This window comes from Faecalimonas umbilicata, from assembly GCF_042846195.1.
GTDB classification, from domain to species: Bacteria; Bacillota; Clostridia; order Lachnospirales; family Lachnospiraceae; genus Faecalimonas; species Faecalimonas umbilicata.
On sequence record NZ_AP031411.1, the window covers coordinates 340,596 to 365,580 of the forward strand.

At 43.9% G+C, this 24,985-nt stretch carries 27 protein-coding genes and 1 riboswitch; all 27 genes read left to right on the plus strand.

Annotated features, from left to right (window positions below):
- Positions 1 to 42: 42 nt before the first annotated feature.
- Positions 43 to 1,785 (plus strand): B12-binding domain-containing radical SAM protein, encoded by a 1,743-nt coding sequence (locus ACGG81_RS01655; protein ID WP_390109174.1) that lies wholly within the window; start codon positions 43 to 45, stop codon positions 1,783 to 1,785.
- Between the two features lie 59 nt (positions 1,786 to 1,844).
- Positions 1,845 to 2,018 carry a hypothetical protein gene (locus tag ACGG81_RS01660; protein WP_016439582.1) on the plus strand — a complete coding sequence of 58 codons (174 nt, stop codon included), beginning with the start codon at positions 1,845 to 1,847 and terminating at the stop codon, positions 2,016 to 2,018.
- Positions 2,019 to 2,074: 56 nt separating this feature from the next.
- Positions 2,075 to 3,094, plus strand: a complete 1,020-nt coding sequence (locus ACGG81_RS01665) for an AIR synthase-related protein (RefSeq protein WP_016439583.1) — start codon at positions 2,075 to 2,077, stop codon at positions 3,092 to 3,094.
- The gene (locus ACGG81_RS01670) at positions 3,094 to 3,315 is read left to right on the plus strand and encodes a hypothetical protein (protein ID WP_390109178.1); all 222 of its coding nucleotides are present in this window, start codon (positions 3,094 to 3,096) and stop codon (positions 3,313 to 3,315) included. Before ACGG81_RS01665 ends, ACGG81_RS01670 begins: the two co-directional genes overlap by 1 nt.
- Positions 3,315 to 4,487 (plus strand): pyridoxal phosphate-dependent aminotransferase, encoded by a 1,173-nt coding sequence (locus ACGG81_RS01675; RefSeq protein WP_390109181.1) that lies wholly within the window; start codon positions 3,315 to 3,317, stop codon positions 4,485 to 4,487. The genes ACGG81_RS01670 and ACGG81_RS01675 overlap by 1 nt, the downstream gene beginning before the upstream one ends.
- A 14-nt stretch (positions 4,488 to 4,501) precedes the next feature.
- Entirely contained in the window at positions 4,502 to 4,999 is a 498-nt protein-coding gene (locus ACGG81_RS01680; protein WP_008976923.1) for a tRNA (cytidine(34)-2'-O)-methyltransferase, read from the plus strand.
- A 127-nt stretch (positions 5,000 to 5,126) separates the two neighbouring features.
- Positions 5,127 to 5,366, plus strand: coding sequence for an AtpZ/AtpI family protein (locus ACGG81_RS01685; RefSeq protein WP_016439584.1), 240 nt, complete (start codon positions 5,127 to 5,129; stop codon positions 5,364 to 5,366).
- Positions 5,359 to 5,751 carry a hypothetical protein gene (locus ACGG81_RS01690; protein WP_016441143.1) on the plus strand — a complete coding sequence of 131 codons (393 nt, stop codon included), beginning with the start codon at positions 5,359 to 5,361 and terminating at the stop codon, positions 5,749 to 5,751. The genes ACGG81_RS01685 and ACGG81_RS01690 overlap by 8 nt, the downstream gene beginning before the upstream one ends.
- A gap of 14 nt (positions 5,752 to 5,765) precedes the next feature.
- Complete coding sequence (atpB, locus tag ACGG81_RS01695) at positions 5,766 to 6,485, plus strand: F0F1 ATP synthase subunit A (RefSeq protein ID WP_008976920.1); 720 nt, start codon at positions 5,766 to 5,768, stop codon at positions 6,483 to 6,485.
- Positions 6,486 to 6,547: 62 nt separating this feature from the next.
- Positions 6,548 to 6,814, plus strand: a complete 267-nt coding sequence (gene atpE / locus ACGG81_RS01700; protein ID WP_008976919.1) for an ATP synthase F0 subunit C — start codon at positions 6,548 to 6,550, stop codon at positions 6,812 to 6,814.
- A gap of 72 nt (positions 6,815 to 6,886) precedes the next feature.
- The gene (atpF, locus tag ACGG81_RS01705; protein WP_008976918.1) at positions 6,887 to 7,402 is read left to right on the plus strand and encodes a F0F1 ATP synthase subunit B; all 516 of its coding nucleotides are present in this window, start codon (positions 6,887 to 6,889) and stop codon (positions 7,400 to 7,402) included.
- Positions 7,390 to 7,938: an ATP synthase F1 subunit delta gene (gene atpH / locus ACGG81_RS01710; RefSeq protein WP_008976917.1), complete on the plus strand. Its 549-nt coding sequence runs from the start codon at positions 7,390 to 7,392 to the stop codon at positions 7,936 to 7,938. The genes atpF and atpH overlap by 13 nt, the downstream gene beginning before the upstream one ends.
- A 34-nt stretch (positions 7,939 to 7,972) precedes the next feature.
- Positions 7,973 to 9,475 (plus strand): F0F1 ATP synthase subunit alpha, encoded by a 1,503-nt coding sequence (atpA, locus tag ACGG81_RS01715; protein WP_008976916.1) that lies wholly within the window; start codon positions 7,973 to 7,975, stop codon positions 9,473 to 9,475.
- Between the two features lie 41 nt (positions 9,476 to 9,516).
- Positions 9,517 to 10,389: an ATP synthase F1 subunit gamma gene (atpG, locus tag ACGG81_RS01720; protein WP_008976915.1), complete on the plus strand. Its 873-nt coding sequence runs from the start codon at positions 9,517 to 9,519 to the stop codon at positions 10,387 to 10,389.
- 28 nt (positions 10,390 to 10,417) lie between these two features.
- The gene (atpD, locus tag ACGG81_RS01725; protein WP_008976914.1) at positions 10,418 to 11,809 is read left to right on the plus strand and encodes a F0F1 ATP synthase subunit beta; all 1,392 of its coding nucleotides are present in this window, start codon (positions 10,418 to 10,420) and stop codon (positions 11,807 to 11,809) included.
- A 12-nt stretch (positions 11,810 to 11,821) separates the two neighbouring features.
- Positions 11,822 to 12,217 (plus strand): ATP synthase F1 subunit epsilon, encoded by a 396-nt coding sequence (atpC, locus tag ACGG81_RS01730; protein ID WP_009263271.1) that lies wholly within the window; start codon positions 11,822 to 11,824, stop codon positions 12,215 to 12,217.
- Positions 12,218 to 12,350: 133 nt separating this feature from the next.
- On the plus strand, positions 12,351 to 12,791 hold the full coding sequence (locus ACGG81_RS01735; protein ID WP_016439587.1) for a hypothetical protein: 441 nt from the start codon (positions 12,351 to 12,353) through the stop codon (positions 12,789 to 12,791).
- A 487-nt stretch (positions 12,792 to 13,278) separates the two neighbouring features.
- Positions 13,279 to 14,571 carry a UDP-N-acetylglucosamine 1-carboxyvinyltransferase gene (locus ACGG81_RS01740; RefSeq protein WP_390109189.1) on the plus strand — a complete coding sequence of 431 codons (1,293 nt, stop codon included), beginning with the start codon at positions 13,279 to 13,281 and terminating at the stop codon, positions 14,569 to 14,571.
- 264 nt (positions 14,572 to 14,835) lie between these two features.
- A complete protein-coding gene (locus ACGG81_RS01745; RefSeq protein WP_016439589.1) occupies positions 14,836 to 15,390 on the plus strand; it encodes a CD3072 family TudS-related putative desulfidase in 555 nt (184 codons plus the stop codon).
- On the plus strand, positions 15,380 to 16,438 hold the full coding sequence (locus ACGG81_RS01750) for an ABC transporter ATP-binding protein (protein WP_120106146.1): 1,059 nt from the start codon (positions 15,380 to 15,382) through the stop codon (positions 16,436 to 16,438). The genes ACGG81_RS01745 and ACGG81_RS01750 overlap by 11 nt, the downstream gene beginning before the upstream one ends.
- Positions 16,438 to 17,331 carry a carbohydrate ABC transporter permease gene (locus ACGG81_RS01755; RefSeq protein ID WP_016439591.1) on the plus strand — a complete coding sequence of 298 codons (894 nt, stop codon included), beginning with the start codon at positions 16,438 to 16,440 and terminating at the stop codon, positions 17,329 to 17,331. Before ACGG81_RS01750 ends, ACGG81_RS01755 begins: the two co-directional genes overlap by 1 nt.
- The gene (locus ACGG81_RS01760; protein ID WP_390109194.1) at positions 17,328 to 18,155 is read left to right on the plus strand and encodes a carbohydrate ABC transporter permease; all 828 of its coding nucleotides are present in this window, start codon (positions 17,328 to 17,330) and stop codon (positions 18,153 to 18,155) included. The genes ACGG81_RS01755 and ACGG81_RS01760 overlap by 4 nt, the downstream gene beginning before the upstream one ends.
- Positions 18,156 to 18,180: 25 nt before the next feature.
- Entirely contained in the window at positions 18,181 to 19,542 is a 1,362-nt protein-coding gene (locus tag ACGG81_RS01765; RefSeq protein ID WP_016439593.1) for an ABC transporter substrate-binding protein, read from the plus strand.
- 86 nt (positions 19,543 to 19,628) lie between these two features.
- Positions 19,629 to 19,726, plus strand: a riboswitch (SAM riboswitch).
- Between the two features lie 141 nt (positions 19,727 to 19,867).
- On the plus strand, positions 19,868 to 21,055 hold the full coding sequence (gene metK / locus ACGG81_RS01770) for a methionine adenosyltransferase (RefSeq protein ID WP_009263268.1): 1,188 nt from the start codon (positions 19,868 to 19,870) through the stop codon (positions 21,053 to 21,055).
- A gap of 211 nt (positions 21,056 to 21,266) precedes the next feature.
- Entirely contained in the window at positions 21,267 to 22,763 is a 1,497-nt protein-coding gene (locus ACGG81_RS01775; RefSeq protein ID WP_016439594.1) for a sensor histidine kinase, read from the plus strand.
- Entirely contained in the window at positions 22,756 to 23,445 is a 690-nt protein-coding gene (locus ACGG81_RS01780; RefSeq protein ID WP_008976900.1) for a response regulator transcription factor, read from the plus strand. The genes ACGG81_RS01775 and ACGG81_RS01780 overlap by 8 nt, the downstream gene beginning before the upstream one ends.
- A gap of 159 nt (positions 23,446 to 23,604) precedes the next feature.
- Entirely contained in the window at positions 23,605 to 24,981 is a 1,377-nt protein-coding gene (locus ACGG81_RS01785; RefSeq protein WP_016439595.1) for a TrkH family potassium uptake protein, read from the plus strand.
- Positions 24,982 to 24,985: the final 4 nt, after the last annotated feature.

Below are 24,985 nucleotides of genomic sequence, written 5' to 3' on the forward strand. Positions count from 1 at the left end.
AGATTTGCCGCAAGGTACAGTTGGCGCAGAAAAGAGGCGTATATGAACATTTTATTAACAGCGATTAATGCGAAATACATCCATTCCAATCTGGCCGTGTACAGTCTTCGGGCGTATGTGCCGGAATATCGGGAAGAGATACAAATTGCGGAGTATACGATTAACCAGCAGGTAGATAATATTTTGATGGATCTGTACCGGAAGAAACCGGATATTCTTTGCTTTTCCTGTTATATCTGGAATCTGGATTATGTAGAGCAGCTTGTGAGGGAGGCAGGAAAGATTCTTCCAGGAGTGCCAATCTGGATCGGAGGCCCCGAAGTATCTTATGACAGTCCGACAGTTCTTCAGAGACTTCCGGAAGTATTCGGAGTGATGAAGGGAGAAGGGGAAGAGACATTCCGGGAGTTGGTACATTACTATATGGAAGGTGGAAGTCTGGAGAAGATTGACGGGATCACTTACCGGGGAGAAAAAGGGCAGATTCTGGAGAATCCATGGCGCCCGGTAATGGATCTGAGCAAAGTCCCATTTGTCTACCATGACATGAAAGATTTTCAGAATAAGATCGTTTACTATGAGACAAGCAGAGGATGTCCGTTTTCCTGTAGTTACTGCCTTTCTTCAGTAGACAAGTGCCTGCGTTTCCGTGATTTAGAGCTCGTGAAGAAGGAATTACAGTTTTTCCTTGATGAAAAAGTGCCGCAGGTGAAATTTGTAGACCGGACGTTTAACTGTAAGCACGGACATGCGATGGAGATTTGGAGATATTTGATTGAGCATGACAATGGGATTACGAATTTTCATTTTGAAGTGTCGGCTGATCTCCTGAATGAGGAGGAACTTTCTTTGATCAGTCAGATGCGACCGGGACTGATCCAGCTGGAGATCGGCGTACAGTCTACCAATGCGAGGACGATCCGGGAGATCCGCCGGACGATGAAATTTGAAGAGGTGGCACGCATCGTCAGACAGATCAATGCTTACGGAAATGTCCATCAGCATTTGGATCTGATCGCGGGGCTTCCGTATGAAGATTACGAGAGCTTCCGAAAATCTTTCAACGATGTCTATGCGCTTGCACCGGAACAGTTACAGCTAGGTTTTCTGAAAGTGCTGAAAGGCTCCTATATGGAGGAACAGAAGGAACAGTATGGGCTTGTGTATAAGAGCAGACCACCGTATGAAGTGCTTTACACAAAGTGGCTCCCTTACAGCGATGTGCTTCGCCTGAAGAGGGTGGAAGAGATGGTAGAAGTTTACTATAACAGCAGACAGTTTTCGTACACACTTGGGGCGCTTGAAAAGGCATTTCCGGATTCCTTTTCGATGTATGAGCAGTTGGGCGCATATTATGATGAAGAGGGACAGACCTTTTTAAGTCACGCGAGGGTGACACGGTATGAGATTCTGTATGCATTTGCGAAGAAGATAGATCCGGAGAGGGAAGAATTGTATCGGGAACTGCTTATTTTTGATTTTTATCTCAGGGAAAATGCAAAAAGCCGACCGGCATTTGCAGGAGAAGAGACGGTGAAAAAAGAAGAGCAGCAGCAATTTTATGATGAAGAAGCAAAAGCACATAAGTATCTTGTCGGATATGAAAAATGGGACAAACGACAGTTGCGGAAGATGACACATATCGAACGGTTTGGCTATCGAGTGACCGAAGATGTTGCCAGAGGAGAAACGGTACTTTTATTTGATTATCAGAATCGGAATCCACTGAACTATGAGGCGCGTGTGGTAGAAGTTTGTGAGATGGAAGAAGAAACAGTATTTTAGAAAAAGATTCGGGAAAATCCGCTTTTGGTTTCTTGCAAAAGAGGAAGAAACGGTATAGAATGAAGAAATATCTTCCGGCAGGAAGGGAAGAAATGTGCAATAGTAGTTGGTGGAAGAAAGGAAGAAGAACAATGAATTTTTATAATAAGAAATTTCGAAAGATTGCATCGGTGATCATTATCGTAATTATTGTAGCAATGATTCTGACCGGAGTTGTGCCATATTTGTTCTAATCATATAGGAGCAGAGAACAGATGATGGGCAGAACAAAAGAAAGGACTGGGAAAGCATGAAAATAGGGAATGTGTCAGGAACTGTGCTGAAGCGTTCTATTTTAAAACAATTACATACTGTCAGAGATGAGTCGATGTTTGAACCGACTTCTGAGGAAATGTGTGCGGGGATCCGTGTAAAAGAGTCGGCTCCGGTGATTTTTTCCGGGACTTCGGTGTATGGAAGTGCGAAAAGTATCGGCATATTTGCGATGGCGCGAGCGGTAAATGATATCGCTGCCCGAGGTGCAGATCCAATCGGTGTGGATGTGCAGATCCAGCTTCCGCCTTATGCATACGAATCCAGATTGAAGGCGATGGTAGAATGGATGGAGCAGGCGGCAGAGAGGCAGAATCTTCAGATCCTCTGTGCCAAGGCAGAAGTAAGTCCCGCCATCTGCGAGGCGATTGTGCATGTCAATGCAGTTGGAACGGCGGAAGAAGAGATTCCTCAAAAGATGGTAGCAGAGGCAGGGCAGGATATTGTGCTTGCAGGATGGATCGGGCTTGAGGGAATGCTGCGGGTTGCAGGCAGGAAAGAAGAAGAGCTGGCGAAGAGATTTGTTCCGGCATTTTTGAATCGAATCAAAGGGATGGAGCAGGAATTGTTTGCGCTGGAACAGATCTGGACTGCCAGAGAGCATGGCGCTTCGGCAATCTATCAGATCGGTCCGGGAGGAATTCTGGCGACACTGTGGGAAGCAGCCGAGGCAGCTGATGTAGGGCTGGAAGCAGATATGAAGAAGATGTCTATTCAGCAGGAAACAGTAGAAATCTGCGAATATTTCCGCTTGAATCCGTATCAGATGACGTCAGTGGGAAGTCTTCTGATCTTTACACAGAATGGAGAGGCGCTTGTGCAGAAACTTCAGGAGGCAGGAAAGCAGGCAGCGGTCATCGGACATACGACGAACAGGAAGGAGCGCGTGTTGTCTGGGGGAAGCGAGCGGCGTTTTCTGGACAGACCTCAGCCGGATGAGCTTGCAAGGATCTATGAGTCATTTATCGAACAGGACAGGAAAGAAGGGAAAGTATAATGAGAAGAGAGATTTTAAAATATCTTGAAAGGAACAGCAAAATAAATCTGCAGGAGTTAGCAGTACTGCTCGGCTCAGATGAGGTGATGATTGCAAATGAGATCGCGCCGCTGGATGCCGTGCTGAGCACAGCGACCCATTTCGTATTGAAGAAGTACAAAGATCATGGAGCAGTACTTGTGGCAAAGACAGAATCAGAAAGGATGTTGGTGACACCGTAATGAGGAATCCGTTAGCAAAAAAAGTAGTAGAAATAGAGCCTTCGGGAATCCGTAAGTTTTTTGATGTCGTCAATGAGATGAAAGATGCCATTTCTCTTGGAGTTGGGGAGCCAGATTTTGACACGCCTTGGCGGATCCGGGAGGAAGGAATTTATTCTCTGGAAAAGGGAAGGACATTTTATACATCAAACTCTGGGCTGAAGGAATTAAAAGAAGAAATCTGTAATTATATTCAGAGAAAAACATCTGTCGTATACGATCCAAAGTCAGAGGTAGTCGTGACAGTCGGCGGGAGCGAGGGAATTGATATCGCAATGCGTGCAATGCTCGATCCGGGCGATGAAGTGCTGATCCCACAGCCGAGTTATGTATCGTATCTTCCGTGTGCGGTACTTGCAGGCGGTGTGCCGGTTGTGATCCCTCTTCAAAATAGAAATGAGTTTAAGCTGACAAGAGAGGAGTTGGAGGCGGCAATAACACCTCGCACAAAGATTCTTGTCCTGCCATTTCCAAATAATCCAACGGGGTCGATCATGACGAGGGAGGATCTGGAACCGATCGCAGAAGTGGTAAAAGAGCATGATCTGTTTGTGATTTCGGATGAAATTTACTCAGAATTGAGCTATCAGGGAGAGCATGTATCGATCGCAGAGTTTCCGGGTCTCCGGGAGCGGACGATCATGATCAATGGATTTTCCAAAGGGTTTGCGATGACCGGATGGAGGCTTGGGTATGCGTGTGGTCCGGCGGAGATTATTGAGCAGATGATTAAGATCCATCAGTTTGCGATTATGTGTGCGCCGACAAACAGCCAGTATGCAGCGATCGAAGGACTTAGAAACTGTCAGCCGGAAGTTGATGAGATGCGGGAAGCTTACAATCAGAGAAGAAGATTTCTCATGCATGAGTTCAGAAGGATCGGGCTGAAATGTTTTGAGCCGTACGGAGCATTTTATGTGTTCCCGGATGTTTCCGAGTTTGGAATGACATCAGAAGAATTTGCCACGAGGTTTCTCGAGGAAGAGAGGGTGGCAGTTGTGCCGGGGACTGCCTTCGGGGCAAGTGGAGAAGGATTTATCCGTATTTCTTACGCGTATTCTCTGGAAGATCTGAAGGTGGCGCTTGGAAGGCTGGAAAGATTTATTGAACGTCTGAGGGAGCAAAAGAGATAAAGGAGGCAGAAGAAATGTTAAATATCGTGTTATTTGAGCCGGAGATCCCGGCGAATACAGGAAACATCGGGAGGACGTGTGTGGCAACAAACACACGACTGCATCTGATCGAACCGCTTGGATTCCGACTAAATGAAAAAGCAATCAAACGGGCCGGTATGGATTACTGGGACCAGCTGGATGTGACAACCTATATTGACTACAATGATTTTCTGGAGAAAAATCCGGGGGCAAAGATCTATATGGCGACGACAAAGGCTCCAAATGTCTATACGGATGTAAAGTATGAGCCGGATTGTTATATCATGTTCGGGAAGGAGAGCGCAGGGATCCCGGAGGAGATTTTAGTCCACCATAAAGAAGACAGTATCCGTATTCCGATGGTAGGGGATATCCGCTCACTGAACCTTGGAAATTCTGTGGCGATCGTACTTTATGAGGCACTTCGTCAGAATCAGTTCGCAGGAATGAATTTAGAGGGGCATTTACACCGGTTAGAATGGGATATATAATCATAGGAAGATTCACTAAAATTATAGACAGAATTAATAAAGAAACTGTAAAAAACCTAGACAAGAACCCTAAAAATGTTATAATAAAAAGGACAGGAAAATATGAATTGAAAGTAGGGATCGAGTTATGAAGTATAAAAGAAGTGTGTATCGTACATTTGCACTTATTACACAGCTTGGATTAAGTATGATCACCCCTATTTTTTTGTGCGTTTTTCTTGCGGTGTTTTTGGAAAAAAAGTTCTCCATTTCACTGTTTATCCCATTGGTGATCATGGGTGTGCTGGCCGGAGGACGCAACACATATTACTTGGCAAAACATGCAAATGAAGATCCAGAAGAGAAAGAGGAACATAAAGATGAATAGTGCAGACAATACAGTGAAGGAACTGGCGGCTGGCATAATTGTATATGGAATTCTGACACAGATCATCTGTCTGGTCGTGACGGATAATACGTTGTCTGTTGCGGTTGGTCTCTGGATCGGAATTGCAACGGCACTCGGTATGATGATACATATGAAGCGGTCGATCGAGGATGCTCTTGACTTTGGGGAAGAGGGTGCACCGAAGCATATGCGTAAGACATATGTGATCCGTCTTTTTGTTGTTGCAGTCGTATTTGGAGTGACAGCTTACTTTCAGGTAGGCAACATCATTGCGGCGCTGATCGGCGTTATGAGTCTGAAGATCTCGGCGTATCTCCAGCCGTGGACGCACAGAGTATTTGTAAGACTCCAAAAATCTAAGTAAAGGAGGGTGATCATGTGGGAACTGGCTTAGGAATTTTAGCTGCAGACGGACCTGATTTTATGATACACGGGCTTGTCAAATTTCACTTGTTTGGGCAGGAACTGTGGCTGACAACGACACATGTCAGTGTACTGGTTGTGTGCGTACTTCTTATCATTTTTGCACTCATTGTCCGCAGTAAGCTCCGGGATACCGAAGGGGAACCTGGAACATTGCAGAACATTGCAGAGATGGTTGTGGAAGCGCTGGACGGCATGGTAAAAGGCAGCATGGGGAAAAATGGAATCCCTTACCGGAATTATATCGGAACGCTGTTTTTATTCCTGATCGTCAGCAACCTGTCAGGGCTTCTTGGACTTCGTCCACCGACAGCGGATTACGGTGTAACACTTCCACTTGGTGTGATAACGTTTATACTGATCCAGTATAATAACATTCGTTACAACAAGGTCGGAGCATTCACCGGATTGTTTAAACCGCTGCCAATTTTATTCCCGATCAATTTGATCGGTGAGATCGCGGTACCGTTCTCGCTTTCATTGCGTCTGTTCGGAAACGTTGTATCCGGAACAGTTATCATGGGTCTTTTATATGGCCTGTTATCGAAGTTCGCAATCGGATGGCCAGGTATCTTGCACATATACTTTGACATCTTCTCAGGATGTATTCAAACATATGTGTTCTGTATGCTGTCAATGGTATTTATCAATGATAAATTACCGGAAGCAGAATAATCAGCCTCTTAGCAGGCAGGGAAATTTTACGAAAATGAATTGTAAAACAGGAGGAATTTATTATGAGTCAAATTACAAACGAAGCATTAATCTTAGCGTGTTCAGCAATCGGTGCAGGTCTTGCGATGATCGCAGGTATCGGACCTGGTATTGGACAGGGTGTTGCAGCAGGTCATGGTGCATCTGCAGTTGGTAGAAACCCGGGAGCAAAATCAGACATCACATCCACAATGCTTTTAGGACAGGCCGTAGCAGAGACAACAGGTCTTTATGGTCTTGTTATCGCGCTGATCTTATTATTCGCTAACCCATTATTAGGTCAGTTATAAAAAAGAGATTCCGTACAGAAGCAGATTGAAAAACGGAAGAGATGAAAATAATAGAAGGAAGGAGGCTGAACCTTGGAACGTTTATTTAACCTGGATGCACAACTGCTGTTCGATGCGTGTACACTTGCAATTGCGATGTTCGTACTTTTCACACTGTTGTCCTACCTGTTATTTGAACCGGTCAGAAAGATGCTTGACGAGCGTAAGAGACGGGTAAAGGAAGAACAGGATACTGCAAAGAAAGAGAGAGCAGATGCTGTCGTATTCAAAGAAGAATATGAGACAAAGTTAAAAGAAGTGGACAAAGAAGCGCAGGTCATCCTGAGCGAAGCCCGCAAGAAAGCGATGAAGACAGAGTCACAGATTGTTGCAGAAGCGAAAGAAGAGGCAGCCCGTATTATAGCGCGTGCAAACGCAGAGGTTGAATTAGAGAAGAAACGTGCATTGGATGAGATGAAGCAGGAGATGGTAGCAATTGCTTCTCTTATGGCAGGAAAAGTCGTAAAGGCTTCGATCGATACAAATGTACAGGAAAGTCTAATCGATGAAACATTAAAAGAAATGGGTGAACGTACATGGCTAAGTTAGTTTCTAAAACATATGGTGATGCATTGTTTGCCGTTGCTGTTGAGGAGAACAAGATGGATCTGTTCTTCACAGAGGTTCAGGATGTGCTGGAAGTTTTACGCACAAACGAAGAACTGAGCAGATTAATGAATCATCCGAAGATCATCAAAGAAGATAAAGTGAAGATCATCGAAGAAACATTCGGCGGTCATGTATCCCGCGAGATCATTGGACTGATGACATTATTGATCACAAAAGGTCATTACCCGGATACAGTGTCCGTATTTGAATACTTTATCGGACTTGTAAAGGAAGAAAAGAAGATCGGTATCGCAAATGTGACGACAGCTTTTGCGCTGAGCGACAAACAGAAAAGTGATATCGAGAAACGTCTGCTTGAGACAACACAGTATGAGACATTTGAGATGAATTACGATGTTGATGAAAGTCTGATCGGAGGCATGGTGATCCGTATCAAAGACCGTGTTGTGGACAGCAGTATTAAGACGAAGCTCTATGAATTATCAAAACAGTTGAGAAAGATCCAGATTCACTAGAGCACAAAAAATAGAAGGAAGGTGGATTCGCTCCATGAATTTAAAACCAGAAGAAATCAGCTCTGTCATTAAAGAACAGATTAAAAGATATGCATCAGAGTTAGAAGTATCTGATGTTGGAACGGTTATTCAGGTAGCCGATGGTATCGCGCGTATCCACGGACTGGAAAATGCAATGCAGGGAGAATTGTTAGAGTTCCCTGGAGAAGTATATGGTATGGTATTGAACCTTGAAGAAGACAACGTTGGTGCGGTTCTCTTAGGTGATAACAGAAACATCAACGAAGGTGATACTGTAAAGACAACAGGCCGTGTAGTAGAAGTGCCGGTCGGTGATTGCATGTTAGGCCGTGTAGTAAACGCGTTAGGTCAGCCAATCGATGGAAAAGGACCGATTCAGGCAACATCTTTCCGCCAGATCGAAAGAGTTGCTTCCGGAGTTATTTCTCGTAAATCCGTAGATACTCCATTACAGACAGGTATCAAAGCGATCGACTCCATGGTGCCGATCGGAAGAGGACAGCGTGAGTTGATCATCGGTGACAGACAGACCGGTAAGACAGCAATCGCAGTCGACACAATTATCAATCAGAAAGGTCAGGGCGTAAAATGTATCTACGTTGCGATCGGACAGAAAGCATCTACTGTTGCAAATATCGTTCAGACTTTTGAAGAACATGGTGCAATGGATTATACAACAGTCGTTGCATCTACAGCAAGTGAGCTGGCACCTCTTCAGTACATTGCACCATATGCAGGATGTGCGATCGGTGAAGAGTGGATGGAAAATGGAGAGGACGTTCTCGTAGTATACGATGATTTGTCCAAACATGCGACAGCTTACCGTACACTCTCCTTACTGCTCCGTCGTCCACCAGGACGTGAGGCTTATCCGGGAGATGTATTCTATCTGCACTCTAGATTGTTAGAGAGAGCAGCAAGATTATCTGACAAATTAGGCGGAGGTTCTCTGACAGCACTTCCGATCATTGAGACACAGGCAGGTGACGTATCTGCATACATCCCTACAAATGTTATCTCTATCACAGATGGTCAGATCTTCCTCGAAACAGAGATGTTCAATGCTGGTTTCAGACCGGCGATCAACCCGGGTATTTCCGTATCCCGTGTTGGAGGTTCTGCACAGATCAAAGCGATGAAAAAGATCGCAGGACCGATCCGTATCGACCTTGCACAGTACCGTGAGCTTGCTTCTTTCGCGCAGTTCGGTTCTGAGCTTGATGCAGATACGACAGAACGTCTTGCACAGGGTGCCCGCATCAAAGAGATGTTAAAGCAGCCACAGTATCAGCCAATGCCGGTAGAATACCAGGTTATCATCATTTATGCGGCAACACAGAAACATCTGCTGGATATTCCGGTAGAAGATGTGCTTCGTTTTGAAAAAGGACTGTTTGAATTTATTCAGACAAAATATCCGGAAATTCCAGAAGCAATCCGTACAGAAAAAGTAATTTCTGACAAGACAGAAGAAGCACTTGTAAAAGCAATCAATGAATTTAAAGCAGAATTTTAGTGCGGTAGCGATTACCATTCAGGTGAGAGGAGAACTATATCATGGCATCAATGAGAGAGATTAAAAGACGTCGAAGCAGTGTGCAGAGTACACAGCAGATTACAAAAGCCATGAAACTTATTTCTACTGTAAAGCTGCAAAAAGCAAGAACCCGCGCGGAAAATTCAAAAGCATATTTCGAATGCATGTATGCGACGGTGACTTCCATGCTTGCAAAAGCAGGAAACATTGAGCATCCATACTTGCAGAAGAGCGACTCTAAGAAAGTCGGAATCGTAGTTGTGACATCAAACAGAGGTCTCGCAGGCGGATACAATTCTAATATCGTGAAACTGATTACTGGAAGTGGAATCGAGAAAGAAAATATCCGTCTGTATACGGTCGGACATAAAGGTGCGGAAGCATTGGAGAGAAAGGGATATGAGATCGTGGAAGATTTCTCTGACGTGATCGAAGAACCTTCTTACAGTGATGCACAGGCGATCAGCAAAAGACTTCTGACTGATTTTGCGGCAGGGGAGATCGGTGAGATCTATGTGGCATACACATTCTTCAAGAATACTGTAAGTCATATTCCGACACTTACAAAATTACTTCCGGTAGACACCGCTGCAATCGCAGAGGAGGAAAAAGAGGGAGAAAGTTCTGTGGATAAACTGACACTGATGAACTTTGAGCCTGAAGAGGAAGTGGCAGTCGGACTGCTTGTTCCAAAATATATGACAAGCATTCTCTACGGAGCCTTTGTAGAGGCCGTTGCAAGTGAAAATGGTGCGCGTATGCAGGCGATGGATTCTGCGACAAACAACGCAGAAGAGATCATCGAAGACCTGGCATTGAAATATAACAGAGCCCGTCAGGGTGCGATCACTCAGGAACTGACTGAGATCATCGCGGGTGCAGAGGCATTGTAGTATTGGAAAACAGATTAGGAGTGAAAAGATGGCAGAGAGAAATATAGGTAAAATCACTCAGATCATCGGCGCGGTATTGGACGTAAAATACGCCGAGGGCCAGCTTCCTGAGATTAACGAAGCGATTGAGATCACAAGATCCAATGGCGAAAAGTTAGTTGTAGAAGTTGCGCAGCATCTGGGAGATGATACAGTAAGATGTATCGCCATGGGTCCGACAGACGGACTTGTGCGCGGAATGGATGCGGTTGCGACAGGTGCACCGATCACAGTACCGGTTGGAGAACATACATTAGGACGTATCTTCAACGTACTTGGAGAAGCAATCGATGAGAAACCGGCTCCGACAGACGTGGAATATGAACCGATTCATAGAAAAGCGCCTACATTCGAGGAGCAGGCAACCGAGGCAGAAATGCTGGAAACTGGTATCAAAGTAATCGATTTACTTTGTCCATATCAGAAAGGTGGTAAGATCGGACTGTTCGGTGGTGCCGGTGTAGGTAAAACAGTATTGATCCAGGAACTTATCACAAACATTGCAACAGAGCATGGTGGATATTCTGTATTTACAGGTGTAGGAGAGAGAACCCGTGAAGGAAATGACCTCTACTACGAAATGACAGAATCAGGAGTTATCAATAAGACAGCCATGGTATTCGGACAGATGAATGAGCCACCTGGAGCTCGTATGAGAGTTGGTCTGACAGGTCTGACAATGGCAGAGTATTTCCGTGACAAAGGTGGAAAGGACGTACTTCTGTTCATCGATAACATCTTCCGTTTCACACAGGCAGGTTCAGAGGTATCAGCGCTTCTTGGACGTATGCCTTCAGCCGTAGGTTACCAGCCTACACTTCAGACAGAGATGGGAGCTCTTCAGGAACGTATCACATCTACAAAGAACGGTTCTATCACATCCGTTCAGGCTGTATACGTACCTGCCGATGACTTGACTGACCCGGCTCCGGCTACGACATTCGCCCATCTGGATGCGAAAGTCGTACTTTCCCGTGCGATCACAGAGCTTGGTATTTACCCGGCGGTAGATCCACTGGAGTCTTCATCAAGAATGCTTGATCCACATATCGTAGGCGAAGAGCACTATAATGTAGCCCGCGGTGTGCAGGAAATTCTTCAGAAATACAAAGAATTACAGGATATCATCGCAATGCTTGGTATGGATGAGCTTTCCGAAGACGATAAGCTTACTGTATCCCGTGCGAGAAAGATCCAGAGATTCTTATCACAGCCGTTCTTCGTTGCGACACAGTTCACAGGATTTGAAGGACGTTATGTACCGATCAGTGAGACTGTTCAGGGATTCAAGGAGATCCTCGAAGGAAAACACGATGATATTCCGGAAGGTTACTTCCTGAACGCAGGAAATATTGATGACGTACTTGCTCGCGTGAAGTAGGAGGGAGTTCCTATGGCAGAGAGATTTGAATTGAAGATCATCTCTCCGGATGAAGTATTCTACGAAGGCGAGGGGACATTCCTCGAATTTGTATCGGTCGAAGGAGAGATGGGTGTATATCAGAACCATATTCCGCTTACAACGATCTTAGAGCCTTGCGTTATGAAGATCCACAATGAATCGGAAGTGAAGAAAGCAGCAATCCTCGGTGGATTTGTTGAGATTCAGAAGGATAAGATCACGGTACTTGCAGAAGATGCACAGTGGCCGGAGGAGATTGACGTAGAGCGTGCAAAGAAAGCGGAAGAGCGTGCAAAAGAGAGACTTGCAAAGAAGGACGGAATTGACATACTCCGTGCAGAAGTCGCATTAAAGAAAGCGATTGCAAGGCAGAATGCAGTAAAATAACAAAGATTGACGAAACAGAATACGTTCTGAATGAGAGTAGATTTCATTCAGAACGTATTTTTTTGTATTTTTCACGCTTTGGATATTTTTTCATATAGTAAATTAGATGAAACAGGAAAGCGCAGGTATTTTTATGGATTATCGCTTACCATATTATATGGCATATCCTATGCCGCTTCAGTATGATGACGAAAGAATTGAACGTTACGATTTTGAGTATATGAAAAGTATGTATCCACAGACGGCAAAAAAGGTTCTGCCTTATGTAGAGGATGAGTGCGACCGGATGGAATATGAGGGGAGCATGATGTATGATGAATATCCTGACCAGCTTCAGCTCCGTTTGATGTGCAGGCGGGTATACGACAGAATGATGCGGGAAGAAAAAGAGGAACTGGAGATGGCAGATGAAGAAGATGTAGAACAGCAGTATCTGCAGATGGGGCGTCAGCAAAACGGAAGAAATCGAAAGGATAGAGATCAACATCTAAGGGAAATTATTGAGATTCTGTTATTCCAGGAATTGTTTAAGAGGAGAAGTGATCATAGAAAAAGAGGGAGAAGATACTATTAAAGTGCAGATGAAAATTGTATGCTAAAACATAGAAGAAAAAATTTTTCCTCGGCTGTCTGCGGACGAATGTGCGGCGTGCAAGAAAGATGAGCGGGACATGAGAACAAGTGTGCGCTGGACGGAGAGACAAAAATATGGTAAAATACTATAGAGATGCGGGACAAAACGAGAAAATGAAAATTTTAGAAACCGTTCCGGTATCGTATATTTGGAGAGTTCTTTTGACATGATAAGTATTAAGCAGAAAAAAGAGTGACAAAGAAGAGGCAAATTTCGGGGCTGAAAACAGAAGGACTGATCAGAGAGAATGAAAATTGTTTTACAAATAAGAAATATGTGCTATAATACTCCGTGGACTAAAAAGAAATTACAGGTTATTGTCCCGTAGATAAGAGATAGGGATTCGACAGTTAGGATGGCAGAAGGGACGATAACGATCACTTGAAAATCAGATGAAGTAAAATAAATGGAACAATAGAGGTGCGATATGGAGCAATATATAATCAAGGGCGGCAGTCCGCTCGTAGGTGAAGTGGAGATTGGCGGCGCGAAGAATGCAGCACTTGCAATTCTTGCAGCAGCGATTATGACAGATGAGACTGTGACGATTGACAATTTACCAGATGTAAATGATATTAATGTACTTTTAGAAGCGATGGAGGGCATCGGAGCCCAGATCCAGAGAGTTGACAGACATACAGTGAAGATTAACGGAAGCACAATCGGTGATTTTAGCATAGACTATGACTACATCAAGAAGATCAGGGCTTCCTACTATTTACTTGGGGCTCTGCTCGGGAAGTACAATAAGGCAGAGGTTGCGCTTCCGGGAGGATGTAATATCGGTAGCAGACCGATCGATCAGCATTTGAAAGGATTCCGTGCGCTCGGAGCAGAAGTTGAGATTGAACATGGAAAGATTCTTGCAGAAGCAGAGACACTGAAAGGTACACATCTTTACTTTGACGTAGTATCCGTAGGTGCAACGATCAATGTTATGATGGCAGCGGCGATGGCAGATGGGCTGACTATTCTTGAGAACGTTGCGAAGGAACCACACGTCGTTGACATGGCGAATTTCCTGAACAGCATGGGAGCCAACATCAAGGGAGCAGGAACTGATGTGATCAAGATCCGCGGTGTGCAGAAGCTTCACAAGACAGAATATTCTATTATTCCGGATCAGATCGAAGCCGGAACATTCATGTTTGCAGCGGCAGCGACAAAGGGAGATATCACAGTATTAAATGTAATTCCAAAGCATCTTGAGGCAACGATTTCTAAATTAGAGGAGATGGGATGCCAGGTAGAAGAATTTGACGATGCAGTCAGAGTTGTGGCAAACAAGCGCTTAAAGAGTACACAGGTAAAGACACTTCCGTATCCGGGATTCCCAACCGATATGCAGCCACAGATTGGCGTGACGTTAGCTCTGTCAAAAGGGACAAGTATCATTACAGAGAGTATTTTTGAAAATCGCTTTAAATATCTGGATGAACTTGCAAGAATGGGAGCCATCATCAAAGTAGAAGGAAATTCTGCAACGATCGAAGGGGTAGAAAAGTTCTCAGGTGCTCGTGTCAGTGCGCCGGATTTAAGAGCAGGAGCGGCACTTGTGATTGCAGGACTTGCGACGGATGGAATCACGATCGTAGATGATATTGTCTACATCCAGAGAGGATATGAACAGTTTGAGAAGAAACTGCAGGGGCTTGGTGCGATGATCGAGAAAGTTGCAAGCGAAAAAGAGATTCAGAAGTTTAAACTGAAAGTAGGATAAGGACTAGTTCAAATAAAAATAAATACAGATTATGCAGCAGTGAAAAGCAGCCTGCCAGAGCAGATCGGTCGAGGAGACCGGGTGTTTTGGCAGGCTGTTTATTTTGGTTCTTTGTAAAGTGAAATTTATAGATAATATGAATGAGTATTATAGAAATAAACAATTTTTCATCCTTAAGGTTCCATGTTATAGTGAAGGTTAAAGAAAATCGGAGAAACTTTTCTTTGCAGTATAGAAAATATGGAAAGAAAGAGGATACGAGGGATGAAAAACAAGAAGAAACTACTTTTAGTCAGCCATTGCATTCTAAATGTGCGTTCTAAGATTCAGTATGCGGTGGAGTTTGAAACGGAGGAGGAGAGAAACAGGAAAGCATTTTTGAAAAAAGTGATTGAGGAGGATATTCAGCTGATACAATTACCGTGCCCGGAATTTTTGATGTACGGTGGAAGACGGTGGGGACATTCCTCAGAACAGTTTGATAATCCTTTTTTCAGAAGACAGGCGAGAAAGATGCTGGAGGATATTGTGCTTCAAGTGAAGGAGTATCAAAACTGTGCAGAGCGGGTGGAAGTGCTTGGAGTAGTAGGAATCAATGGCAGTCCGAGTTGTGGGATCGAATACACTTTCTCTGCGGATTGGGGAGGAGAGTTATCTTCACAACCGAATCTGGAAGCATATCTGAAAAAGGGAGAGCGGAAAGAAGCGATGGGAATCTTTATGCAGGTGCTGAAAGAGATGCTGGAAGAAGAAGGAATCATTCTTCGGATGGTTCCGCTGACAGGGAGGACACTGGAGGAACTGGAAGATGAGAATTAGACTGGAGAATCTTACCAAACGGTATCAAGAAGTGACTGCAGTAGATCACTTGAATTTGGAAATTGAGGATGGAGATCTTGTCTGTCTGCTTGGACCGAGTGGATGTGGGAAAAGCACGACTTTATCGATCATCGCCGGGCTGGAGCAGGCAACAGAAGGAAGTATTTATTTTGATGAGGAAAATGTCGGAGGACTGGAGGCGGAAGAGAGGGACATTGGAATGGTGTTTCAGGATTATGCGCTCTATCCTCATATGACTGTGCAGGAAAATATTGCATTTCCTCTGAAAATGCAAGGATGGAAGAAAAAAGACCGGATAGAAAAAGTAAAAGAAGCGGCTAAAATGCTTCAGATTGAAGAATACTTGAAGAGAAAGCCGGGGAAATTATCGGGTGGACAGCAGCAGAGAGTTGCGATTGCGCGTGCCATCGTAAAGAATCCGAAGATCTTACTTTTAGATGAGCCACTGTCAAATCTGGATGCAAGACTTCGCATTGAACTGCGCGATGAGATCCGGCGTGTGCAGAAACAACTGGGGATCACGACTATTTTTGTGACACATGATCAGGAAGAGGCGCTTAGTATTTCGGATAAGATTCTTTTGATGGAGAAAGGAAAGATCAGTCAGTATTCTTCTCCAAAAGAGATGTATATGGAGCCGCAAAATATGTTTGCGGCGAAATTTCTTGGAAATCCACCAATGAACTTTGTTCCGGGAGAAAAAGTAGAAGATGGAATCTGTCTGCTGTTAGGTGATGAGAATGTGATCGTGAAAAGAGGAACAGTACACGAGGCAGGAGAACTGAAAGGAAATGTTTGCGTTGGCATCCGTCCGGAGGCATTAGAGTTGTGCAGTACAGAGGAAGAAGCGATTTCGGGAGTAATCACCGGAATACAGACACTTGGAAAAGATATGTACATTCATTTCCGAGCAGGTGAACAGGCGTTGACGGCCTGCGTAGGATGGGAAAAGACATTTTCAGAAGGGGAACGTGTGTCATTTCGTGTCAAGCGGCTTCATTTGTTCCCAGGGGAGGGTGACAGATAATGAAGAGAAGATGGAAAATCAGAAATCCGCAGTTTCGGGCATTTCTGTATTTGCTGCCTGCACTTTCTGTCATAGCAGTCTTTCAATTTTATCCAGTGCTGAAGTCTTTTTTTATGGGGTTTTATACGAAATTTGATTATTTGACAGATACGGTGGAAGCAGTCGGTCTCGACAATTTTCTCTACGTATTGAAAGATCCGGAGTTTGCTCTTGCTATGAAAAATACGGCAGTATTTGCGGTGATCTCGGTACCGCTTGGAATCATTACGGCATTGGTATTTGCCCTGATTTTAAATTCCAATATCCGGTTTCAGAAATTTTTCAGAAGTGCATATTTTCTTCCATTTGTCACATCGACGACCGCAGTGGCTGTTGTGTGGCGGTGGATGCTCAACAAAGACTATGGAATGGTCAATGCACTTCTCTCAGTGCTTGGGATGCCAAAAGTAGCGTGGCTTACAGATGCGCAGATGACCATCCCGATCTTGATTGTATTAAGTGTGTGGAAAGGGCTTGGCTATAAAATCATTATTTTGCTGGCTGCACTTCAAGGGGTAGATGAAAGATATGTGAAGGCAGGACGGATGGATGGCGCAGGGTCATTTAGAAGGATCTGCCATATTATTCTTCCAATTTTAAGACCGACGATTTTATTCTTATCTGTGACATCACTGATCGGAGCTTTTAAGATCTTTGATGAAGTTTATATTATGTACGGGCAGAAACCGGGGCCGCTTCAGAGCGGGCTTACGATTGTCTATTATATTTTTGATAAGTTTTACAGACACTGGGAGTTTACTACCGCATCGGCGGCAGCATTTCTTCTGTTTCTTGTGATTCTATTTTTTACGTTGCTCCAGTTTCTGTTTTCGTCAGAAAGGAGGAAGTCATGAGAAAAGGGAAAAAGATGGTGACAGTTCTGTCCTATGTCATTCTGGCTGCGGGACTTTTGTGGGTCAGCCTTCCGTTTGTCTGGATGGTTCTGACAGCATTTAAGCCGGCAAAGGAAGTATTATCGATGCCGCCAAAATGGATCCCATCTGTCTGGCAGTGGGAAAATTTCAAGATGGCATTGCAGCAAGTACCGTATGCTAGATATTTTTTCAACAGTGTGTTTACAGCAGTGATGGTGACGGTGGGGGAAGTATTTACAACAATACTTGCGGCCTATGCATTTGCATATATTCCATTCCGGTTTAAAAATGCTCTGTTTTTGGTTCTTGTAGCGACCATGATGGTTCCGGGAGAAATCCTGATGATCCCTAATTATATTACACTGAGCAACTGGGGATGGATTGACAGTTATAAGGCGCTGATCATTCCCTGGTGTGCAAGTATTTTTTCGATATTTTTACTGAAACAGCAGTTTGAAAGCATTCCGATTTCTTATTATAAATCGGCGAAGATCAATGGTTGCTCGGAATTGCGATTTTTATTTACTATTTTAATTCCGTGTTCCATACCGACACTTGCATCGATTGCTATTTTAAAATTCATTAACTGCTGGAATTCCTACATGTGGCCTCTGATCACGACAAATTCAGAGGAGATGCGGACGCTTCCGGTAGGAATGGCAGCATTTTCAACCGAGGCGGGAACAAGATATCATATTTTAATGGCCTTTTCGATCCTGGTGATTGCGCCGGTGATCATTTTATATTTATTTACACAAAAATATATTGTGAAAGGGGTAAGCAAATCAGGACTGAAAGGATAAAACGAAAAGAGAGAGGAAAAGAAAGATGAAGAAAAAAGTATTGGCGGCACTTCTTTGCACGACGATGGCAGCATCCATGCTGACCGCATGTGGAGGGGAGAAAAAAGAAACGGAGAAGAAAGAAGAGACGAAAACAGAGTCGTCAACAGAGAAAAAAACAGACACAAAAGTGACAGAAAAAACAGAGATTACATTCTGGCATGCGATGTCAGGATCTAATGAGGAGGCAATCCAGAAAATTACAGATGATTTTATGGAGCAGAATGAAAATGTATCCGTAAAATTAGTGAATCAGGGAGGATACATGGATCTGTTTGACAAATTGATGGCCTCTGCAAAGGCAGATCAGCTCCCGACAATGACGCAGATTTATTCCAACAGATTATCCTGGTATGTTTCCAAAGGGCTTGTGGCAGATCTGACACCATATATGGAAGATGAACAGACAGGATTTACTGAGGAAGACCTTGCAGATATTCCGGAGATGTTCCTTGCAGATGGAATCTGGGATGGAAAACAGTATGCAATCCCGTTTAACAAAAGTCAGATGGTTTTATATTACAATGAAACTATGTTCGAAGAAGCTGGTGTAGAAGTTCCAAAGACATGGGACGAGTGGACAGCGGCAGCTGAGAAACTGACGGTAGACGAGGATAAGGACGGCGAGCCGGAAGTGTATGGATGTGTATTTGCAAATAACCTTTCCACAGATATTGCACCTTGGCTGAAACAGGCAGGTGGAAGTACGATGAATGAAGAAACAAATGAATTGTATTTTGATACACCGGAGACAAAGGAAGCAATCGAATTTTTAAATAGTATGTTCCAGGCAAAGACAGCAAGATTTGCCGGAGATGATGAAAATGCAAATGTTCCGGTGCAGGATGGACGAGCTGCAATGTGTGTAGCTTCTACATCCGCACTGCCATACATAGAAGAAGGAACGATGGAAGGTATTACTATCAATGCCGCAGCGCTTCCAGGACATAAGACAGATGATCAGCTGTATTACGGAACAAATGTGGCAGTATTTGATTCTGCAACAGACATGCAGAAACAAGCTGCATGGGAGTATATTAAATTCCTGACAAATACAGAAAATACAGCATATTTTGCGGCAGAGACAGGATATATTCCAGTGCGTGTATCTGCACAGGAGGATCCGGTGTTCGCAAAAGTACTCGAGGAAAAACCGATCAAACAACTTTCGTTGGAATGCTTTGACAAAGGTTTCCAGGGAACAAGAAATATCGGCGGCAAGAATGCGTTAGATGAACTTGGAAAACAGCTTGATCTTGTATTCAGCGGAGAAAAAGGAATTGACGAAGCGCTCAAAGATGCCCAGACAAACGGAGAGCAGGCAATGAAAGAGGCACAGAGTAACTAGAAAAGTTTTCTCAAAAAGACTCTTGACGGTCCTGTCAATCAGTGTTATGATTTCTAACGGAACAAGAACAGAATAATAGAAACTTTCTCTTATTCAGAGCAGTGGAGATACAAAGGATCTGTGAAGCTGCGGCAACCCCGTGAACGGAAGGTGCCAGCCTGAGCGAGTAATCGAACAATAAGAGGATTGATTTATGAGTATAAAGCAGTCCGAATGTTGTCGGGCTGCTGTTTTTATCTCAGAGAGTTTTGGTAAATGACTTTTTATCAGAGAAAGACAGAACAGTCCGGCGAAAGAGAAAGAGAAAAAAGAAAGGAACGTACGAATGGAAAAATTATTATTTACTTCAGAATCAGTAACCGAAGGTCATCCGGATAAGATCTGTGACCAGATTTCAGATGCTGTGTTAGATGCGCTGATGGAGCAGGATCCGATGAGCCGTGTGGCATGTGAAACAGCGATCACAACAGGACTTGTCCTTGTTATGGGTGAGATTACAACAAATGCATATGTAGATATTCAGAAAATCGTAAGAGATACTGTGGATCAGATTGGATACAACAGAGGAAAATATGGATTCGATGCACATACTTGTGGTGTGATCACAGCAATCGATGAGCAGTCTTCTGACATTGCAATGGGTGTAGATAAAGCTTTAGAAGCAAAAGAAAACAAAATGTCAGACGAGGAGATCGATGCAATTGGAGCAGGAGACCAGGGAATGATGTTCGGATATGCTTCGGATGAGACAGAAGAATTGATGCCATATCCAATCGCGCTGGCACACAAGCTGACATTGCAGCTGACAAAAGTCCGCAAAGATGGAACACTTTCTTACCTCAGACCAGATGGTAAGAGCCAGGTGACAGTAGAGTATAACGAAGAGGGAATCCCGGTGCGTCTTGATGCGGTTGTATTATCTACACAGCATGATCCGGATGTAACTCAGGAACAGATTCATGAAGATATTAAGAAATATGTATTTGATCCGGTACTTCCACAGGAGATGGTAGATGCGCAGACAAAATTCTTCATCAACCCGACAGGAAGATTCGTAATCGGTGGACCACACGGAGACAGTGGTGTGACAGGACGTAAGATCATCGTAGATACTTACGGCGGAATGGCACGTCACGGCGGTGGAGCATTTTCCGGAAAAGACTGTACAAAGGTAGACCGCTCTGCAGCATATGCAGCACGTTATGTTGCAAAGAACATCGTTGCAGCAGGAATTGCAAAGAAATGTGAGATTCAGCTTTCTTATGCAATCGGGGTGGCTCATCCGACATCGATCATGGTAGATACATTCGGAACCGGAAAACTTTCTAACGAGAAGTTAGTAGAGATCATCCGTGAGAACTTTGATTTAAGACCGGCAGGAATCATCAAAATGTTAGATCTTCGCCGTCCAATCTACAAGCAAACAGCAGCTTATGGACACTTTGGACGTAACGACTTAGATCTTCCATGGGAAAAACTGGATAAAGTAGAAGCATTAAAGAAATATTTATAAGAGACTTCGATCATCAGATGAGAAGGATGGCTGCTCCACAGATAAGGGAAAATCTGTGGAGCAGTTTTTGCATACTGGGTCGTACGAAGGTTTACAAAAATTTTATAAATGTTTATAGATGTTTTGGTGTATTTAACAAGGTGGCATGATATAATAATGAAGTCAGATTGAGACAAGCATAGAAAGTATATAGAACAAGAGGTTGGACACGATGAAATTAAAAACACGACTGGTCATTGCTTTTATGACGATCATTATTTTGCCGGTGTTCTTGACGAGCGCCGTATTTTGTGGATTCGCACAACTTCAAATTCGTTCGATCGAGAAGACATATGGAATTACAGGGACCACCTATGAAGCACTGTTAAATAGTGTACAGGTGCCGAGCCGGATTACGAAAGAGGCATATCATGAGCTGGAGAAGGCAGCGGATAAGGATCCGGAGAAGCTGGAAGATGCTTCTTATCTGGAGCAGTTTAACCAGAGGCTTCGGCAGAAAGGATCCTATCTTCTTGTGAGAAAGGATGATATTATCGTATATATGGGAGAAGATCCGCAGAAGACGGAGGTGGTGATCCCGGATTTACCGGCTTATGAGGAATACAATGCAGATTCCGAGAATGGTGTATATATTGGCGGAGAAGCACAGGTACTTGTAAAGCAGGTGGATTTTGTCAGTGATGACAAGAACAAGTGCAGTGCATTTATTGTAACAGATGTAACGAGCATGCTGCCGGAAGTATCACAATTCTTAAAAGACATTCTTGTGGCGGTCATTGTGATCCTTGTCATTACCGGAGCGCTGCTGGTTGTTTGGATTTACAGAGGAATCAAGATTCCGCTTGTGAAGATGCAGAAGGCGACGAAGAATATTAAAGAAGGGAATTTAGATTTCCGGCTGATTCCGGATACCGATGATGAACTCGGACAGCTTTGTCAGGATTTTGAGGAGATGCGGAAGCGGCTGAAAGACAATGCGGAGGAGAAGCTTGCCTATGATAAGGAGAGCAAGGAGCTGATCAGTAATATTTCCCACGACTTGAAGACACCAATCACAGCGATCAAGGGGTATGTAGAAGGAATTATGGATGGTGTTGCAGATACACCTGAGAAGATGGAGAAGTATATCCGGACGATTTATAATAAGGCAAATGAGATGGATCTTCTGATCAATGAACTGACACTTTACTCTAAGATTGATACGAATCGAATTCCATACAATTTTACAACACTGTCAGTCAATGAATATTTTGATGATTGTGCAGAAGATCTGAAGTTGGAATTGGAGCAGAGAGATGTCGAGTTTGGATATTTCAATTACGTAGAGGAAGATATCCGCATCATCGGCGATGCCGAGCAGTTAAAGCGAGTCATCAACAATATTGTGACGAATTCTTTGAAATATATGGATAAGAAGCGGGCGCGGATTAACTTGCGGGTGAAGGACGTCGGTGATTTTATTCAGGTGGAACTGGAGGACAATGGGAAAGGAATTGCCGCCAAAGATCTGCCGAATATTTTTGATCGTTTTTACCGGACAGATGCATCGAGAAATTCTTCTAAGGGCGGAAGCGGTATTGGACTTTCGATTGTGAAGAAGATCATCGAGGAGCATGGCGGCAAGATTTGGGCGACAAGTAGAGAAGGGACAGGGACGGTCATGTATTTTGTAATCAGAAAATATCAGGAGGTACCGGTAAATGAGTAGAATATTAATCGTAGAAGATGAAGAAACGATTGCAGATCTGGAGAGAGATTATCTAGAACTGAGTGGGTTCGAGGTAGAAGTTGCAAATGATGGAGAGACGGGGCTTGAGAAGGCGCTGACGGACCAGTTTGATCTGGTGATCCTTGACCTGATGCTTCCGGGAGTGGATGGATTTGAAATCTGCAGAGAAGTACGTCAGAAGAAAAATACACCGATCATTATGGTCTCTGCCAAAAAGGATGATATCGATAAGATCCGGGGACTTGGACTTGGCGCAGATGATTATATGACAAAGCCATTTAGTCCGAGCGAACTTGTGGCGAGAGTCAAAGCGCATCTTGCAAGATATGAGCGTTTGATCGGAAGCAATGTACAGACAAATGATATTATTGAGATCCGTGGCTTAAAGATTGACACGACAGCGAGAAGGGTGTGGGTCAATGGAGAAGAGAAGGCATTTACGACGAAGGAATTTGACCTTCTGACGTTTCTTGCAGGGCATCCGAATCACGTATATACAAAGGATGAATTATTCAGTGAGATCTGGGATATGGAATCGATCGGGGATATTGCGACTGTGACAGTTCATATTAAGAAGATTCGGGAGAAGATTGAGTACGATACTTCCAAACCGCAGTATATTGAGACAATCTGGGGTGTGGGGTACCGATTTAAAGTATAAGAGAAGAAAAGAAGGGCCGTAGTCCGGAAATGAGGGCTGTCGGCAGCGTGAGGGGTTCCTGTGCTGTTGGTACAGGGATTCTTTTTTTAGGACTGTTATCTTTTCGGGAAGTGTAGTATAATTGATTCAAAAAGCATAAAGGGAGAAAAGTGAAAGAAAATGTTTAAGTGGAAAGAAAAAAGTGTAAGATTAAGCACGATGCAGATGCTTGCAGCAGGCTTCTTGCTCGTGATCGTGATCGGCGGAATACTTCTATGGCTTCCGGTCTGCAATCAAGAGCCGATTGCATTTACAGACGCACTTTTTACATCGACATCGGCAGTTTGTGTGACCGGGCTTATGACAGTTGTTCCGGCAACGCAGTTTACGCTTCTTGGCAAAGTGGTACTGCTTGTTCTGATACAGATTGGAGGACTTGGTGTAGTCGCAGTATCGACATTTTTTCTTGTTGTGATCGGAAGGAAGATCACGGTAAAAGAGCGTGTGATGATTCAGGAAACGTATAACATGGAGTCTTTGTCAGGTATGGTGAAATGGATCTTGCGTATTCTGAAGGGAACCTTCGTTGTAGAAGGAATTGGAGCAATCTTTTTTGCATTTCAGTTTATTCCGGAGTATGGATTTTTGAAAGGAATTTGGTATAGTGTGTTTCACTCTATCTCAGCATTTTGCAATGCGGGAATTGATATATTAGGGGCAGATAGTTTTGCGGCATATGCAAGAAATCCGTTGATCAATCTGACAACGATGATATTGATCGTTGCAGGAGGTATCGGTTATACCGTGTGGTTTGACATCACTGATAACATTAGAAACTTTCGCAAAAAGGGTGAGAGAAGACGTGGAATGTTTAAGATTTTAACCTTGAACTCCAAGGTTGCACTGACGATGACGGCAATTCTGATTGTGACAGGTACAGTCAGTTTTCTGTTTCTAGAATTTTCTAACCCGGATACGCTTGGAGAATTTTCTTTTGGAGACAAGGTGATGGGAGCGGCATTTCAGTCAGTGACAACGAGGACGGCCGGATTCTTTACCGTGCCGCAGGGAGATCTAAGAGAAGAATCGGTATTCATTTCCTGCCTTCTGATGTTTATCGGAGGCTCCCCGGCCGGTACCGCCGGAGGGGTGAAGACGACAACGATTGCAATGTTATTCCTTACAGCGGTTACTGTCGTAAAAGGAAATAAGGATACGGAGTGCTTTGGAAGAAGAATTCCGGAAGAAAATATTCGGACGGGGATTTCAGTTATGCTGATGTCTTTTACAATCTTGATGATAGGGACTATAGCTGTTTCAGTGATAGAATCGGCGGGATTTCTTGATATTTTGTTTGAGACGACCTCGGCAATTGGAACAGTAGGTCTTTCCACGGGGCTGACTCCGGCGCTTCACACCGCAAGTAAATTTGTGATTATGATCTTAATGTATGCAGGGCGGATCGGACCGGTTACAATGGCGCTGGCATTCGGATTAAAGAAAAATCCGATGAGCCAGGTGAGACAGCTGCCGGCGAAACGTCTGATGATTGGATAGGGGG

What these genes read in the sequence shown, in the direction of transcription:
- ACGG81_RS01655 (WP_390109174.1), top strand. Translation starts at nt 43, where the DNA reads ATGAACATTTTATTAACAGCGATTAATGCGAAATACATCCATTCCAAT.
- ACGG81_RS01660 (WP_016439582.1), top strand. Translation starts at nt 1,845, where the DNA reads ATGAAGAAATATCTTCCGGCAGGAAGGGAAGAAATGTGCAATAGTAGT.
- ACGG81_RS01665 (WP_016439583.1), top strand. Translation starts at nt 2,075, where the DNA reads ATGAAAATAGGGAATGTGTCAGGAACTGTGCTGAAGCGTTCTATTTTA.
- ACGG81_RS01670 (WP_390109178.1), top strand. Translation starts at nt 3,094, where the DNA reads ATGAGAAGAGAGATTTTAAAATATCTTGAAAGGAACAGCAAAATAAAT.
- ACGG81_RS01675 (WP_390109181.1), top strand. Translation starts at nt 3,315, where the DNA reads ATGAGGAATCCGTTAGCAAAAAAAGTAGTAGAAATAGAGCCTTCGGGA.
- ACGG81_RS01680 (WP_008976923.1), top strand. Translation starts at nt 4,502, where the DNA reads ATGTTAAATATCGTGTTATTTGAGCCGGAGATCCCGGCGAATACAGGA.
- ACGG81_RS01685 (WP_016439584.1), top strand. Translation starts at nt 5,127, where the DNA reads ATGAAGTATAAAAGAAGTGTGTATCGTACATTTGCACTTATTACACAG.
- ACGG81_RS01690 (WP_016441143.1), top strand. Translation starts at nt 5,359, where the DNA reads ATGAATAGTGCAGACAATACAGTGAAGGAACTGGCGGCTGGCATAATT.
- atpE (WP_008976919.1), top strand. Translation starts at nt 6,548, where the DNA reads ATGAGTCAAATTACAAACGAAGCATTAATCTTAGCGTGTTCAGCAATC.
- atpH (WP_008976917.1), top strand. Translation starts at nt 7,390, where the DNA reads ATGGCTAAGTTAGTTTCTAAAACATATGGTGATGCATTGTTTGCCGTT.
- atpA (WP_008976916.1), top strand. Translation starts at nt 7,973, where the DNA reads ATGAATTTAAAACCAGAAGAAATCAGCTCTGTCATTAAAGAACAGATT.
- atpG (WP_008976915.1), top strand. Translation starts at nt 9,517, where the DNA reads ATGGCATCAATGAGAGAGATTAAAAGACGTCGAAGCAGTGTGCAGAGT.
- atpD (WP_008976914.1), top strand. Translation starts at nt 10,418, where the DNA reads ATGGCAGAGAGAAATATAGGTAAAATCACTCAGATCATCGGCGCGGTA.
- atpC (WP_009263271.1), top strand. Translation starts at nt 11,822, where the DNA reads ATGGCAGAGAGATTTGAATTGAAGATCATCTCTCCGGATGAAGTATTC.
- ACGG81_RS01735 (WP_016439587.1), top strand. Translation starts at nt 12,351, where the DNA reads ATGGATTATCGCTTACCATATTATATGGCATATCCTATGCCGCTTCAG.
- ACGG81_RS01740 (WP_390109189.1), top strand. Translation starts at nt 13,279, where the DNA reads ATGGAGCAATATATAATCAAGGGCGGCAGTCCGCTCGTAGGTGAAGTG.
- ACGG81_RS01745 (WP_016439589.1), top strand. Translation starts at nt 14,836, where the DNA reads ATGAAAAACAAGAAGAAACTACTTTTAGTCAGCCATTGCATTCTAAAT.
- ACGG81_RS01750 (WP_120106146.1), top strand. Translation starts at nt 15,380, where the DNA reads ATGAGAATTAGACTGGAGAATCTTACCAAACGGTATCAAGAAGTGACT.
- ACGG81_RS01755 (WP_016439591.1), top strand. Translation starts at nt 16,438, where the DNA reads ATGAAGAGAAGATGGAAAATCAGAAATCCGCAGTTTCGGGCATTTCTG.
- ACGG81_RS01760 (WP_390109194.1), top strand. Translation starts at nt 17,328, where the DNA reads ATGAGAAAAGGGAAAAAGATGGTGACAGTTCTGTCCTATGTCATTCTG.
- ACGG81_RS01765 (WP_016439593.1), top strand. Translation starts at nt 18,181, where the DNA reads ATGAAGAAAAAAGTATTGGCGGCACTTCTTTGCACGACGATGGCAGCA.
- metK (WP_009263268.1), top strand. Translation starts at nt 19,868, where the DNA reads ATGGAAAAATTATTATTTACTTCAGAATCAGTAACCGAAGGTCATCCG.
- ACGG81_RS01775 (WP_016439594.1), top strand. Translation starts at nt 21,267, where the DNA reads ATGAAATTAAAAACACGACTGGTCATTGCTTTTATGACGATCATTATT.
- ACGG81_RS01780 (WP_008976900.1), top strand. Translation starts at nt 22,756, where the DNA reads ATGAGTAGAATATTAATCGTAGAAGATGAAGAAACGATTGCAGATCTG.
- ACGG81_RS01785 (WP_016439595.1), top strand. Translation starts at nt 23,605, where the DNA reads ATGTTTAAGTGGAAAGAAAAAAGTGTAAGATTAAGCACGATGCAGATG.